13 protein-coding genes and 1 tRNA gene are annotated in these 14924 nt (G+C 67.8%); 11 read left to right on the top strand and 3 right to left on the bottom strand.

Annotated features, from left to right (window positions below):
* Window positions 1–54 precede the first annotated feature (54 nt).
* The 5 genes from ON31_RS07960 to ON31_RS07940 all read left to right on the top strand — a co-directional run bounded on the left by ON31_RS07960 (window position 55) and on the right by ON31_RS07940 (window position 7456).
* Window positions 55–468, top strand: coding sequence for a hypothetical protein (locus ON31_RS07960; protein ID WP_039810996.1), 414 nt, complete (start codon window positions 55–57; stop codon window positions 466–468).
* A 49-nt stretch (window positions 469–517) separates the two neighbouring features.
* Entirely contained in the window at window positions 518–994 is a 477-nt protein-coding gene (locus ON31_RS07955; protein ID WP_029926833.1) for an Lrp/AsnC family transcriptional regulator, read from the top strand.
* 197 nt (window positions 995–1191) lie between these two features.
* Window positions 1192–4668 (top strand): indolepyruvate ferredoxin oxidoreductase family protein, encoded by a 3477-nt coding sequence (locus ON31_RS07950; RefSeq protein ID WP_039810994.1) that lies wholly within the window; start codon window positions 1192–1194, stop codon window positions 4666–4668.
* Between the two features lie 192 nt (window positions 4669–4860).
* Complete coding sequence (locus tag ON31_RS07945; RefSeq protein WP_039810992.1) at window positions 4861–5931, top strand: Glu/Leu/Phe/Val dehydrogenase dimerization domain-containing protein; 1071 nt, start codon at window positions 4861–4863, stop codon at window positions 5929–5931.
* 34 nt (window positions 5932–5965) lie between these two features.
* Window positions 5966–7456, top strand: a complete 1491-nt coding sequence (locus ON31_RS07940; protein ID WP_029926827.1) for an amino acid permease — start codon at window positions 5966–5968, stop codon at window positions 7454–7456.
* 61 nt (window positions 7457–7517) lie between these two features.
* Here ON31_RS07940 and fdxA read toward each other — a convergent pair whose 3' ends face one another.
* Window positions 7518–7856, bottom strand: coding sequence for a ferredoxin (gene fdxA, locus ON31_RS07935; protein WP_039810989.1), 339 nt, complete (start codon window positions 7854–7856; stop codon window positions 7518–7520).
* 93 nt (window positions 7857–7949) lie between these two features.
* Between fdxA and ON31_RS07930 the strand changes: the two genes are divergently transcribed.
* The gene (locus tag ON31_RS07930; RefSeq protein WP_029926823.1) at window positions 7950–8873 is read left to right on the top strand and encodes a LysR substrate-binding domain-containing protein; all 924 of its coding nucleotides are present in this window, start codon (window positions 7950–7952) and stop codon (window positions 8871–8873) included.
* A 151-nt stretch (window positions 8874–9024) separates the two neighbouring features.
* On the top strand, window positions 9025–9402 hold the full coding sequence (locus ON31_RS36195; protein ID WP_029926821.1) for a hypothetical protein: 378 nt from the start codon (window positions 9025–9027) through the stop codon (window positions 9400–9402).
* 70 nt (window positions 9403–9472) lie between these two features.
* Here the strand turns inward: ON31_RS36195 and ON31_RS07920 are convergent, their stop codons facing one another.
* A complete protein-coding gene (locus tag ON31_RS07920; protein WP_039811081.1) occupies window positions 9473–10687 on the bottom strand; it encodes a L,D-transpeptidase in 1215 nt (404 codons plus the stop codon).
* Window positions 10688–11016: 329 nt separating this feature from the next.
* On the opposite strand from ON31_RS07920, the gene ON31_RS07915 reads away from it, so the two are divergent.
* Window positions 11017–11089: transfer RNA gene (locus ON31_RS07915), tRNA-Lys, on the top strand.
* Window positions 11090–11245: 156 nt separating this feature from the next.
* On the opposite strand, the gene ON31_RS07910 is transcribed toward ON31_RS07915, so the two are convergent.
* The gene (locus ON31_RS07910) at window positions 11246–11461 is read right to left on the bottom strand and encodes a hypothetical protein (protein WP_039810986.1); all 216 of its coding nucleotides are present in this window, start codon (window positions 11459–11461) and stop codon (window positions 11246–11248) included.
* Between the two features lie 160 nt (window positions 11462–11621).
* Between ON31_RS07910 and ON31_RS07905 the strand changes: the two genes are divergently transcribed.
* The 3 genes from ON31_RS07905 to ON31_RS07895 all read left to right on the top strand — a co-directional run bounded on the left by ON31_RS07905 (window position 11622) and on the right by ON31_RS07895 (window position 14780).
* The gene (locus tag ON31_RS07905) at window positions 11622–12671 is read left to right on the top strand and encodes an NAD(P)/FAD-dependent oxidoreductase (protein ID WP_039810982.1); all 1050 of its coding nucleotides are present in this window, start codon (window positions 11622–11624) and stop codon (window positions 12669–12671) included.
* A 147-nt stretch (window positions 12672–12818) separates the two neighbouring features.
* Window positions 12819–13742: a cupin domain-containing protein gene (locus tag ON31_RS34545; RefSeq protein WP_169335003.1), complete on the top strand. Its 924-nt coding sequence runs from the start codon at window positions 12819–12821 to the stop codon at window positions 13740–13742.
* 492 nt (window positions 13743–14234) lie between these two features.
* Window positions 14235–14780 (top strand): DUF421 domain-containing protein, encoded by a 546-nt coding sequence (locus ON31_RS07895; protein ID WP_039810979.1) that lies wholly within the window; start codon window positions 14235–14237, stop codon window positions 14778–14780.
* The last annotated feature ends 144 nt before the right edge of the window (window positions 14781–14924 follow it).

Raw genomic sequence — 14924 nt, 5'->3', positions numbered from 1 at the left:
CATGATCGTGGGAATCCCCAGGGGACGGGAAATCCATGAGGACGGATGCGAAAGATGTTCGGTAGGAATGCTGTTGCCACCACCGTCCTGGCAGTCGCGCCGCTGTTCGGCGCCGCCGGGACCGCGGTATCCCCCGCGTCTCCCACCACGGCGGAACCGGAGTCTCCGGCCGAGGTCGACGTCAAGGGCATGCTGCGCGATCACCGCGGGCGCGTCGGCGAGCAGGCGCGCGTCTACGGTCTCGTGTACTCCGACGCGGCGGTATGGACGCTGGCCTTCGTGTCCGGCGCACCGGAGGAGTACTACACCATCAACGGATCCCGCGCACAGGTGGTCGGCACGGGCGGCGACGCCGTCCGACAGGGGGACGTCTTCACCGGCACCATCACCCTGACCGGCAAGGACAATCTCGGCGATCCGGTGGTCCGGCTCGACGACGTGACGATCATCGGGCACCGCTGGGAATGACCGCCCCCGGCGTCCGGGGCGCACCGGAAACGCTGTGCCACAATGCGGCATGACCATCAAGATCGACGCATTGGACTCCGCGCTGCTGGCGGAGCTGGCGTCCGACCCGCGTGCGCCGATTCTCGAACTGGCGCAGCGGCTGGGCATCGCGCGCAATACCGTGCAGGCGCGGATGAAGCGGCTGGAGGCCGCGGGCGTCGTGGTCGGTTACCCGCCCAGTATCGACCTGCAGGCCATCGGCTTCGCGGTACACGCACTGCTGGGCATCGAGCTCGATCAGAACAAGATGGATGCGATCGTGGCGGCGCTGCGGGAGTTCCCGCATGTCCTCGAGGTGCACGCGACCACGGGACGGTCGGATCTGCTGGTGCGCATCGCCGCGGAGACCCAGCAGGATCTACTGGAGATCATCCAGCGGGTGCATGCCATTCCCGGCGTGAAGCACACCGAGACCATGCTCGCGCTGGCGACGCCGATCCCCTACCGGGCCCTGCCGCTCGTGGAGTACCTGACCGGCCGACAGTAATGTGACCGGCGACACCCGCACTCGAGCAAAATGACGCGCGATCCCGAGTGCCCTAGATCACTTTTGAGCAATCTGATCAACGTTTTGCCCGACTGTTGACACAGATCACACCTTCACGGCAGATTTCGCTGCACCGATCGCTAGTCCCTTCGTTCGCAGCTCACGATCTGGGTTGTGGAAAGTGTGGTGAAGAGTTCATGACCAGCGTTGCCTGCCCGTCCTCGCTACCGCAGGCCGAGCCGACCGCGCCGTACGACCTCGCCGACCGGTATCGCTCCGGGGCCGGACCGGTCCTGCTCACCGGTGTCCAGGCCATCGCCCGGCTGCTGGTCGAACAGCATGTGCGTGATATCCGCGCGGGCCGTCGGGTCGCGACCTTCGTCTCCGGCTATCAGGGCAGCCCGCTGGGCGGCGTGGACAAGATGCTGCTCGGCATGCCGAACGTGCTGGCCGAACACGACATCACCTTCGTGCCGGGCCTGAACGAGGAGCTCGCGGCCACCTCGGTGTGGGGCAGCCAGGCCGATCTGCCCGCGGGCACACCGACACATGACGGCGTGGTCGGCGTCTGGTACGGCAAGGGGCCCGGTGTGGACCGCGCCACCGACGCGCTGCGGCACGCCAATATGTACGGCGTCAACCCGCGCGGCGGGGTGCTGCTGCTGGTCGGCGACGATCCGGCCTCGAAATCGTCCACGGTGCCCGCGGTGAGCGAACGTTCGCTGGCGGCCATGGGGATTCCGGTGCTGTTCCCGCGCAACGCGGAGGAGATCATCACCATGGGCATGCAGGGCGTGGCGCTCTCGCGCGCCTCGGGCTGCGTGGTGGCCATGAAGATCGTCGCCGATGTGGCGGACGGCGCGTGGACCGTCGATGCCTCGGTCGCGGACCGGCCGTTGACGGTGCCCGAGATCACCTGGGAGGGGCGGCCTTTCGTCTACCGCCAGCGGCCCATGGCGGCACCGACCGACAGTGTGCTGGCCGAGGCCGACCTGTACGGTCCGCGCTGGGAGCTGGTGCGCACCTTCGGCGCGGTCAACGACCTCGATGTCATCGAGGTGAACCCCACCGATGCCAAGATCGGAATCGCCGCCACCGGAACCACTTTCGACGCCGTGCGGCAGGCGCTGCTCGATCTCGGCGTCGACGACGCGGCCCTGCACCGCGCGGGCATCCGGCTGCTGCGCATCGGCATGCCCTATCCCCTCGGCGCGGCGCGGATCACCGAGTTCGCCCGCGGTCTCGACCAGCTCATCGTGGTCGAGGACAAGACCGCCTTCATCGAAACCCAGATCCGCGAAATCCTCTACGGCACACCCGATGCCCCGCGCGTACTCGGCAAGCAGGACGAGCGCGGGGCGCTGCTCATGCCCTTCGACGGCGAACTCACCCCGGGTCGCCTGCTCGGCCCGCTGCGCCGGGTGCTGCGCGACCACGTGGAATTGAAGAAGGCCGCGCCGCCGCCGCTGTCGCTGGAGGTGCTGTCCGCCAAGCGCACCCCGTACTTCTGCTCCGGCTGCCCGCACAATCGCTCCACCGCGCTGCCCGAGGGCTCCATCGGCGGCGGCGGAATCGGCTGCCACACCCTGGTGACCATGTCCGGCCGCGACGACAGCGCGGTGACCGGGCTGACCCAGATGGGCGGCGAGGGCAGCCAGTGGATCGGCCAAGCCCCGTTCACCGATGTGCCGCACCTGTTCCAGAACATCGGGGACGGCACCTTCTTCCACTCCGGGCAGCTCGCCGTGCAGGCGTGTGTGGCCGCGGGCGTGAACATCACCTACAAGCTGCTGTGGAACGAAGTCGTCGCCATGACCGGCGCACAGGACGTCGAGGGCGGGCTCACCGTCGCGCAGCTCACCCACAAACTCGCCGTCGAGGGCGTCGAGCAGATCATCATCTGCGCCGACGAACCCAAGCGGCACAACCGGAAAGCCCTCGCCAAGGGCACCCTGCTGTGGCATCGCGACCGGCTCGACGAGGCCCAGCGGATGCTGCGCGAGATCAAGGGCGTCACCGTGCTGATCTACGACCAGCACTGCGCCGCCGACGCCCGCCGCCAGCGCAAACGCGGCAAGCTCCCCGTGCGCAACACCCGCGTGGTCATCAACGAGGCCGTGTGCGAGGGCTGCGGCGACTGCGGGGTCAAGTCGAACTGCCTGTCGGTGCAGCCGGTGGAGACCGAATTCGGCCGCAAGACCCGTATCGACCAGACCTCCTGCAATACCGACTACAGCTGCCTGGACGGCGACTGCCCGTCGTTCGTCACCGTCGAGCTGACGCCGGAGGACAAGCAGAACCGCAAGCGGGACAAGCAGCTCGAACCCCCGACGGTGCCCGATCCGGGGCTGGGCGCGCCGCGGCGCACCCAGAACGTGCTCATCGCCGGTATCGGCGGCACCGGTATCGTCACGGTCAACCAGGTGCTGGCCACCGCCGCGCTGCGAGCCGGATACCAGGTGGAGAGCCTCGACCAGATCGGCCTGAGCCAGAAGGCCGGACCGGTCATCTCCCATCTGCGGTTCTCCGCAACGGAATTGGAGCCGTCCAACCGGCTCACCCCGGGCAGCGCGGATTGCGTCGTGGCCATCGACCTGCTCACCGCCGCCGACCCCAAGAACCTCCAGTACGGCGATCCGGCGATCACCGTGGCGGTCGCCTCCACCAGCCAGACCCCCACCGGTGACATGGTGTACGACAAGTCGGTCGGCTACCCGGCCACCGACTCGCTGCTGGAACGACTGGCGTCGGTGTCGAATTCGCTGCGGCAGTTCGACCATCTGGCGGCGGCGCAGCAGCTGTTCGGCAATACCGCCGCGGCCAACTTCCTGATGGTCGGCGCGGCCTTCCAGACCGGCGGTCTGCGCCTGCCCGCCGCCGCCATCGAGGAGGCCATCGGCATCAACGGTGTCGCGGTGGCCGCCAATATCGCCGCCTTCCGGTGGGGGCGGGTCGCGGTCGCCGATCCGGCCGCCTTCCAGGCCGCGGTCGAGCCCGCCCGGCAGCGCCGCGAGCGACCCGCCGTGCCCGCGAACCTGTTGGCCGACACCACCTTCGACGGTGAGGTGCGCCGACTGGTGGAACTGCGCGCCGCCGAACTGGTGGGCTACCAGAACGCGAAGGTGGCCCGGCGCTACGTGGAGACGGTGCAGTTCGTGTGGGATGCCGAGCGCACCGTCACCGAGCGCACCGACTTCAGCGCGGCCGTGGCGCGCGGACTGCACAAGTTCACCGCCTACAAGGACGAGTACGAGGTCGCCCGGCTACTGGTGGATCCGGACTTCCTCGCCGACGTCCGGGCGCAGGTGCCCGGCGGCGCGAACCTCACCTACAAGCTGCACCCGCCGGTGCTGCGCGCCCTCGGCCGTAAGAAGAAGATCGGTCTCGGCCCGAAATCGCATGTGGCGCTGAAGGTGCTCGCCAAGGGCAAGGCGCTGCGCGGCACCAGGCTGGACCCGTTCGGCTACGCCCACGTGCGCAAGGTGGAGCGGGAACTGCTGTCCCACTACACCGCCATGGTGCGCCGCCTCGCAGTCGAGCTCAGCACCGACACCTACGACACCGCCGCCGAGGCCGCCGCCCTGCCCGATGTGGTGCGCGGCTACGAGGACATCAAGCTCGGCAATGTCGAGCGCTACCGCTCCGCACTGCGCGAACTCGGCATCGAGTTCTGAACCGACTCCACCACCGTCACACCCGCACGTCATACCGCCGTGTCTGCCTACGCCACATCCCTTGTGCCCGAATGCCATTCGTGACGCACGGACACCCGCCGCGAACCCGCGGCACCCGACACCGCCACACCCCGGCGGTAACCACCGCCGCCGCACCCCGGCGGCAGCCAGAAAGGAACCATTGTGACCGCGATGCACACCGACGCAGGGGTTTTCGCCCGCTCGCACGAAGTGAGCGCCCGAAGCCACGAACAGGTCGTGTTCTGCGAGGACGACCGGACCGGACTGAAGGCGATCATCGCTATCCACTCGACCGCGCTCGGCCCCGCGCTCGGCGGCACCCGCTTCTACCCGTACGCCAGCGAGGCCGCCGCACTCGAGGACGTGCTGCGGCTGTCCTGGGGCATGACCTACAAGGCGGCCGCCGCGGGCGTGAATCTGGGCGGCGGCAAGGCCGTCATCATCGGTGATCCGGCCGTACACAAGACCGAAGCGCTGCTGGCCGCCTACGCGCGGTTCGTGGAAACCCTCGGCGGCCGCTACATCACCGCCGGTGACGTCGGCACCAACACCGACGATCTCGACATCATCGGCAAGCACACCGGCCACGTGACCGGCCGCAGCAAGGCCGCGGGCGGTTCCGGTGACAGCGCCCGGCTGACCGCCCTGGGCGTCTTCCACTCCATGCGCGCCGGTGCCGAATCCGTCTGGGGCCAGCCCACTCTCGCGGGCCGCACGGTGGGGGTCGAAGGCGTCGGCAAGGTCGGCCGCGAACTCATCGCACTGCTGCTCGAGGACGGTGCGGAGGTCTGCGTCACCGATGTGAACGAGGCCGCGCTGCAGCAGGTTTCGCAGGCGCACCCGGCGGTGCGGCTGCTGAGTTCGGTGGCCACCGCGCCCGTGGACGTGTACGCGCCCTGCGCGCTGGGCGGCACGCTCACCGCCGCGAGCGTGGCCGATATCGAGGCCAAGCTGGTCTGCGGCGCGGCCAACAACCAGCTGGCGACACCCGCGGTGGAGGACGCGCTCGGCGAGCGCGGCATCACCTGGGTGCCCGACTTCGTGGCCAACGCGGGCGGACTCATCCAGGTCGAGGGTGAACTGCGCCGGGCCGACGCGGCCGCCGTCGAAGCCGATGTGACCCGCATCTTCGAACGCTGCCGCGACATTCTCGCCGCGGCGCGAACCGAGGGCATCGGTTCCGGCGCCGCCGCCAACCGATTCGCCGAGCGGCGACTCGACGCCATCCCGCGCGCGATCTGACAGCGCCGCAGGGAGTTTCAGAGAGGAGACAACAGTGGCGATCGCGAGCGGATTACTCCGCACCAAATCCGTCGAACAGTCGATTCGGGATACCGATGATCCGGATGCCAAGCTGCGCAAGGATCTGACGGCCCGTGACCTCACCATCTTCGGTGTGGCCGTGGTGATCGGCGCGGGCATCTTCACCCTCACCGCCCGCACCGCGGGACACGTCGCTGGTCCGTCGGTGTCGCTGGCCTTCGTATTCGCGGCCATCGCCTGCGGGCTCACGGCGCTGTGCTACGCCGAATTCGCCTCGACGGTGCCGGTGGCGGGCAGTGCGTACACCTACGCCTACGCCACCTTCGGTGAGATCATCGCCTGGATCATCGGCTGGGATCTGATCCTGGAGTTCGCGCTCGCGGTCTCGGTGGTGGCCAAGGGGTGGTCGCAGTATCTGGGCGCGGTGCTCGGCACCGACGCGCCGATCCTCACCATCGGATCGATCCACTTCGACTGGGGCGCGGTCGCGATCATCGCCGCCGTCGGCGTGCTGCTGGCCACCGGCACCAAACTGTCCTCGCGGGTCTCGGCCATCGCGGTGGCCATCAAACTCGGCGTGATCGCGCTGGTGCTGGTGGTCGGTGCGACCTATTTCAAGGCGTCGAACCTGTCGCCCTACATTCCGCCCGCGCAGGAGTCGGAGAAGGCCGAGGGGCTGCGGCAGTCGCTGTTCGCCTTCCTGACCGGTTCCGGCGGCACCAGCTTCGGCTGGTTCGGACTGCTGTCGGCGGCCAGCCTGGTGTTCTTCGCCTTCGTCGGCTTCGACGTGGTCGCCACCACCGCCGAGGAGACCCGCAACCCGCAGCGCGATATGCCGCGCGGCCTGTTCGGTTCGCTGGCCATTGTGACCGTGCTGTACGTGGCCGTCTCGCTGGTGCTCACCGGCATGGTGTCCTACACCCAGCTCCAGGGCGAGAATGCCACCCTGGCAACGGCTTTCGCCATCCACGGCGCGACGTGGGTGAAGAACATCATCGCCATCGGCGCACTGGCGGGCCTGTCCACCGTGGTCATGGTCATGTATCTGGGCCAGACCCGGGTGCTGTTCGCCATGGCGCGCGACGGGCTGCTCCCCCGCAGTCTGGCCCACACCGGCTCGAAGGGCACGCCCGTGCGGCTGACCGTCATCGTCGGCGTGGTCTGCGCGCTGCTCGCGGGTTTCGTGGACTTCGGCACCCTCGAGGAAATGGTGAACATCGGCACGCTGGTCGCCTTCGTCATGGTTTCCATCGGCGTGCCCATCCTGCGCCGCACCCGACCGGACCTGCCGCGCGGCTTCCGCGTCCCGTTCGTCCCGGTCCTGCCCATCGTGGCCGCGCTGGCCTGCCTGTGGCTGATGGTCAACCTCTCCATCGAGACCTGGCTGCGCTTCGTGGTCTGGATGGCGCTGGGCATCATCATCTACTTCGCCTACAGCCGCCACCACTCGGTGCTGGGACGTAAGCGCGATCTCGACGACCCCGTCGTCACTCCGGTGCGGTAGCCACCCGCCGAACGCGGAAACCCCGGCCCGATCATGAGGGGGGCCGGGGTTTCTCGCCGTCTCAGCGCTGGAATCGCGCGACGAAGGGCGTGTCCACGCCCACCGCCTCGCCGAATTTCAGGGGTCCGCCGGGAATGCCGAGCGGTTCGTCGCGGCCCGGCAGGGTCTCGCTGAAGAAGCGGGCGTTCTCGGTGACGAACTCCACCTGGCCCGCCGGCACATCGTCCTCGTAGTAGATGGCCTCCACCGGGCAGGCGGGTTCGCAGGCCGAGCAGTCCACGCATTCGTCGGGCTGGATGTAGGCCATGCGGTCGCCGACGTAGATGCAGTTGACGGGGCATTCTTCGACGCAGGCGCGGTCCAGGACGTCGACGCAGTCCGCGCCGATGACATAGGTCATGGTGTCTCCTCGGGAAGTGTCGCCCCTCGAGCCTCCGGCCGGCGCACGCTTTCCGGTAGCCACCGAATCGGATGCACCCCATAATCGACGCTTATGAGTCTGCCGCCGGGAATGCCCGACCTCGAGGTGCTGGATCTGCTCGCCTCGGTCGGGGAACTGGGCAGTCTGGGCGCGGCGGCACGGCGGCACGGCATCACCCAACCCGCGGCGAGCATGCGGATCTCGGCGCTGGAGCGACGGCTCCGGCTGCGGCTGCTCGATCGCGGCCCCACCGGCTCCGCGCTCACCGAACCGGGGCGGGCGGTGGTGGACTACGCGCGCCCGATACTCGCGGCGGCGCACACCTTCGCCGCGGGCGTCGCCGCCCTGCGCGCGGCCGACCGGCCGAGGTTGCGGATCGCGGCGTCGAAAACCATTGCCGACCACCGGATGTCGCACTGGCTCACGGCGCTGCGGGAGGCGCGGCCGGAGGTCGCGGTGGCCCTCGAGGTGGGCAATTCGCGACAGGTGGAGGCGTGGGTGCGTGCGGGACAGGCCGATCTCGGCTTCGTCGAGGGCCCCCACCCCCCGGCCGAACTCGGCAGCCGGGTGCTGGGGGCCGACGATCTGGTCGTCGTGGTCGGCATCGCGCATCCGTGGGCGCGGGAGCGGGTGCCGGTGACGGCACGGGAACTCGCGGGGACCGCACTGCTGTGGCGGGAACCGGGTTCCGGCACCCGGGACACGCTCTGGGAGATCTTGGGCGCGCAGACCGAACCGGCGCCGCCCGCCGCCGAACTCGGCTCCGCGGCGGCCATCCTCGCCACCGCCCGCACCGGTATGGCACCGGCGGTGCTGAGCCGCCTCATCGCCGACGCCGACCTGCGCAGCGGGGCACTGGTCGAGATTCCGCTCACCGACGCGGTGCTCACCCGCAAGTTCCGGGCCGTCTGGCGCAAGCAGTCGCCGCCCGCCGATCCGGCCGATGTGCTGATCCGCTGCGCCGAGCGCTTCGAACAGCGCCGCGCGGCGGACTAGCGCGCAGCTCGCCGGCATTCCGATGAAGAAATTGTGGTTGAAACAACATCGCTTCGAATTTGTGGCGCGGCCCACTCGATCTTCGTAGACTTCATCCGAACACGGGGGAGGTCGGGGCCCCCGAACCAGCTCGATCAGAAAGACCGCACTTGTGAATCGTTGCGCCGTAACCACATTCCTGGCGACCGCCGCCATCCTCACCGCCGCTCCAGCCACCGCCTCCGCCGTTCCCCTGGAACCGTTCGTCCCGGCCACCGACGTGGCCGACGATCCGATGGAATCCGAGGTCACCGGCTCCGGCTCGGTGCAGAGCAGCGGTTCCACCGGCGGGCTGGTCACCAGCGGCTCCACCGGCACCGGATCGTTCGGCCTGCCGAATCTCGACAAGCTGCTGTTCGGACCGTTCGACACCATGTGCGCGGTCACCGGCAGCGCCTTCGCGCTGGCGGGCAAGGCCGGACTGGGCTGCGATCTCATCAAGGACAACAAGCCGCCGCAGACCATCGCCACCGCCGCCGCCATCATCTAGGCGCGGCGCTTTCTGACAGAGCGCACGAAAAGGGGCTCCAGCCGTCGAGCTGGAGCCCCTTTCGCTGGAATCAGCGGTTGTCGTCCGCGTTTCCGGCCTTCCAGGTTTCCCACGGGATATTCCAGTCACCCAGGCCGTCGACGCCGGAGAGGGTGCCGCCGACGGTGTTCTTGATGATGGTGATGTCGCCGCGCTTGGCGTTCTCGTACACCCAGCGCGCGTTGGCGGGGCTCAAGTTCAGGCAGCCGTGGCTGGTGTTGTACGAACCCTGCGCACCCACCGACCACGGAGCCGAGTGGAAGAAGATGCCGGAGTAGGAGATGCGCGTCGCGTAGTCCACCGGCGTCTTGTAGCCATCGGGCGAGTCGACCGCCACACCGTAGGTCGAGGAGTCCATGATGATCTTCTCGTGCCGGTCGGCCACGATGTAGATGCCGTTGTCGGTGGGTGTGCTGTTCTTACCCATGGAGGTCGGCATGGTGCGGATCACCTCGCCGTTCTTCTCCACCGTCACCTGCTTGGTGTTGTCGTCGGCGGTGAAGATCACGGCATCGCCGATGGTGAAGGTGGACGTGATGTCCGCGTCACCGACCAGTCCGTTGCCCAGATCCTTGCCGTACACGTCGACCTCGATGTCGACCTTGGTGCCCGGAGCCCAGAAATGTTCGGGCCGCCAGCGCACCTCGCGGTTGTTCACCCAGTAGAAGGCGCCCTCCACCGCGGGTGTGGTGGTGATTTTGATCGCGTTCTGCGCGGCCTTGCGGTCCGGGATGTTCTCGTCGAACTGGATCGCGATCGGCTGTCCGATACCGACCACCTCGTTCTCACCCGGAATCAGGTACGGGTGGGTGCGATTGTTCGGCGAGATCGTGGTGAAGCTCATGCTGGTGGTGTTCGCGCCGCCGAGCCCGATGGCGTCCACGGTCAGCTGGTAGGTCCGCCCGAAGCCCAACGGCTCGGTCAGCGCCCACGACTGCCCGTCGGCGGCCAGCTCACCGCTGACCTCCCGCCCCTCCGGATTGAGCAGGCTCACCTTGTTGATCTTGCCGTCCTCGACCTTCAGCACCAGCGGATCACCCGGCGACACCCCGATCTGCCCGTCCTTGACCGGCGCGACGAGCTTCGGCTTGATCAGCTCGCTGATCGGATTCGAGTCGATGGCGACCGCGGACGAATCCGTCCCCGACCCGGATGAACATGCCCCCAGCGCCAGCACTAGCGCCGACAGCACGGCCACTGCGCCCAGCAGCTTCCGCGATCGGCGTCGGCCCTGACCATTCCTCATATTCACAACCCCACTTCACGTCTCGGTGCGTGCGCGGGGTCCGCTGCCTACCCCGACTACGCCTGCTCGACCCACCACGCCTGCGGGGAGCGGTCGAGACACGATCATTCTGCCAGGCCCCACGGACACCGGCACACGACCACAACCACCCTCCACAGGGCTCGCCCCCTTCATCCGTTCCCGACCCCATTCCGTTAACACGGATGATCACATCCGTCCACCGCAACAAAAACCCCAGCTAGACCCCACGATTTCACTTTCAGAGCCACAGCCTGTTAAGGTTTCTTCCGCACCGCAGAGCTCCCGAAACACCGGCGAGCACACGGCACGCGCCATTAGCTCAATTGGCAGAGCAGCTGACTCTTAATCAGCGGGTTCGGGGTTCGAGTCCCTGATGGCGCACAGAAATCAGCCCCTGACCTGGCAGTGCCGGTCAGGGGCTGCGTAGTTGTCACCGGGGTTGTTGTCACCGGGGCGAATCGGACCGTGCTCAACTACCGGCAGCCCATGTCGCCCCTCAGCGAAGATTCGTTAGGGCGCGGTCGACGACGCCGCCACCTAACTGCTCTCGAGGTCCTCTCTGAGCTGCTGTACCTCGCGCTCGAGTCGATTGCGCCACAGCGGGCAGTAGCGACTGATCGGCATGTCGGCGACGGCGCGACTCTGAACCGCAGTGAAGCCGAAACGCTGGGACAGCTTGGCGGCGAAGTCGTCTTCATTCGTCGAGGATTGCGCGAGTTGCATCACCTCGGCACCGTGGTCGACAGCGTCCATCAGAGCAGTGAGAACCGATATTCGATGCTCCTCGAGAAACCGCTCTTCGTCCTGCACCCGCCGGGAGGACCGGCGGAGGATTACTGCCTGAGTACGAAATCCGTTGCGGAAACAGCAAGCTTCTTTGCTGCCCGCTGTCTACCGCGGGCACGCTCGAGTCATGAAGCGAGACAGCACCACCGACAGTCTTCTCGATGTCGTCGTCATCGGCGGTGGCGCCGCCGGCCTGACCGCCGCGCAGGTGCTCGGACGTGCCCGCCGCACCGTCGCGGTGGTCGACAGCCACGCCCCTCGGAACGGGCCCGCCGCACTCATGCACGGGTTCCTGTCGCGCGACGGAATGCAGCCCGCCGCCCTGGTCGCCACCGGACGACAGGAAGCGCGCGAGTACGGCGTCGATCTCGTCGACGAACATGTCACCGAAATCTCTTGGCGTGGAGTCGATCCGGGCTTCGTTCTGCGGTTGACCGATGGCCGAGAACTCGAGACCCGGGCGATCCTGGTCAGCACCGGACTCCGGGACGAGCTGCCGGACATCCCCGGGCTGTGGCAGCGGTGGGGCATCGATGTCCTGCACTGCCCCTTCTGCCACGGCTACGAGGTCCGCGACGAACCGATCGGCGTCCTGGGGGGCGAGGTCCGAGAGCTGTCCATCCACCAGGCCCTGCTGCTCCCGCAGTGGTCGAGCGATGTGGTCTTCTTCCTCAATGGCATCGAGCTGACGGGCGGTGAACGAGCTCGCATCCGAGCTCGCGGTGTCGAGATCGTCGAGGGGCCCGTGCGCGGCATCGTCGCCAGCGATGATCGGCTCCGCGCGGTCGAGCTCGGCGACGGGCGACTCGTCCCCCGAGCAGTGCTCTTCGTGGGCCCCAGATTCGTACCCAACGACTCCCTGCTGACCGGAATCGGATGCGATGTCGGACCCCACGGTTTCGTCACAGTGGACGGCACCGGCCGCACCAGTGTGCCGGGCATCTGGGCGGCCGGAAACGTGGCCGACCCGCGAGCGCAGGTGATCACCGCCGCGGGCGCCGGTTCCGCCGCCGCGATCGCCATCAATGGATACCTCCTCGACAGCGATGTCGCCGCGGCCCTCGCCCAGCGAGACCGAGTGCCATCGGACGGCAACTTCTCGCCTGCGATGGAACGAGAGGTCAGCGCGATCGTCCTGCGCGCGAAGCGTTCCGACCCCCGCTCATCGCTGTCCTAACACCACATCTCGCACGACAGCACGGTCACGCACCCGCGTGACCGGCGCCGAACCGACGAGCGCACCACCCGACCATCAACCACTGCAAGAGGAGCAACTCAGATGAAGAACCACGAGAAGACAGCCACCGATGTGCGGCTTCCCACCGTGTGCGCCCCGGGCGAGGGCCTGCGCGTCGCATCGGGCGGGATCGTCTACCGCTTTCTGGCCACCAAAGCCGAAACCAACGACAAGTACTCCCTTTTCGAAGCCACTCTGCGTCCCGGGGAAGGCTCGCCGTTCCACGTGCACAGCCGCGAGGAGGAGGCGTTCTTCGTCCTGGACGGCGAGGTCGCCTTCTATACCGAGGCCGAACGCGTCCCGGCCGGGCCGGGGACGTTCATCAACGCTTCGATCGGCGTGGTTCGTGGTTTCCGCAACGAAACCGACCGCAATGCGCGGATGCTCATCCTGGTGGCGCCCTCCGGGCCCCACCGCCACAATGATCACTGGCGGACAGTGAGGGACTACCTGCTGTACATGGGGCTGCTCATGACTTCCATCCGGAACGCCGCCACCCGGATCGTGGGGACCAGCCTCGACCGGGCCGAGCTCGAGGCGACAACCAGCGGCCTCTGCGATCGGTACCGGCGCGCCAGCCTCCGCACACCGATCGCTCTTCATCGACTTCGCGAGGTGCAGAAGCGATTCAGATCGACGTTCGACCACGTCGACGTATTGCTGTCGCCCGCGGTCGCGCACTCGACGCCAATTCTCGGCCACCTGTCGCCGGATCAGCCGTTCGATTCGTGGTTCGAGCGACTGAGCGCCTTCGACTGTTACGCGCCGCTGAACAACATCTCGGGCACACCTGCCATCACACTCCCTCTCCACCGAACACGATCGGGTCTGCCGCTGGCATCACACTTCTCGGCGAATATCGGAGACGAACGCACCCTGCTCGAACTGGCCTTCGAACTCGAGGAGGCGATGCCGTGGGCGCGAATCGATAACCAGCCACAGCCGATCCCGGCCCCCGACGAGGTCGGGAGTATCGATACCGGCCGAGATACCGCTCGTCGGCCGGGGTGATCGGAATCTCGATATCTCTGAGACCCATCCGCCCGTCCCTTGTACAGCACCGATAAGCCTAGGTAATCAACAGTCGCCGAACCGGGGTTGTTCAGCGAGCGCACACCGGGCAGTCTGGGCATCCGTTGGCAACCAACAGAACGGACCTTCATGCGTAATTGCTTCCGCGCCAGTGTTTTCGCCATCATCCTCGCGGCCGCTCCGGTGGCCGCCGTCGCCCCTGCCGGGGCGGTCTCGTCGGATGAGTCCAGGCCGAACGCGGCCCAAGCAGTGGGCGATCCCTGCTACAACCCTCGTGATCTGCCATCCCACCTCTTCTGCTTCCTGACCCGGATACCGATCCCCAGCGGTCTCTCGTCCCAGTGATCGGCGGCCACGACACGACGCGGGCGCGTTAGCGGTGTCGGTGCGCCGACCGACGGCACGGTTCGTACGCTGACCACATGATGCCGATCATGTCCTGTTCACCCGTATCGCGCGGAGGTGGGCGCGATGTTTGAGTCACTCGGGATCACCGTCGAGGGGGCGCTGGCGGTCGTGTTCGCGACCGCCGGGATGTACTTCGTGATGGTGGTGCTGGTGCGGCTGCTCGGGCAGCGGGTGCTGTCGGGGATGTCGAGTTTCGACCTGGTCGCGGTGATCGCGTTCGGGGCGGTGATCGGGCGCGCGGCGTTGGGGGATTCGCCGCGCCTCGCGGGTGGGATCGTCGCGCTGGTGACGCTCATGACGATCCAGGCGCTCGTCGGCGTGGTGCGGGGTACGCGGGTCGGTTCCCGGGCGGTGGTCAACCGGCCGGTATTGCTGATGGCGGGCCGGGAGGTCCTGGAATCGCATATGCGCACCTGTCATGTGTCCCGCGCTGAGCTGTACTCCCGATTGCGGCAGGCGGGCATCGCGCACACCGAGGACGTCGGTGCGGTGATCTTCGAACCCTCCGGCACCATCAGCGTGCTGCGCGCGGGTCGGCCCATCGACCCGAACCTGCTCACCGGTGTCGTCGGCGCGGAGCTGCTCGACCAGGACCCCACACACCCGTGACCCGGCCGATTCGCCGCCGCCGCAGCCCGCGTCGCCGGGTCCTGACAGGTCCGTGGTCGCACCGCCGACACCTCGCTGCCGGAAAACACTATGGTCGAAGCTGCCGCAGGTCGGGCAGCAGCCGGTCCCGGCAGACGATTCGCT

Source organism: Nocardia otitidiscaviarum NBRC 14405 (assembly GCF_000308635.1).
Lineage (GTDB): Bacteria > Actinomycetota > Actinomycetes > Mycobacteriales > Mycobacteriaceae > Nocardia > Nocardia otitidiscaviarum.
This window is presented reverse-complemented; position numbering and strand designations above follow the sequence as displayed.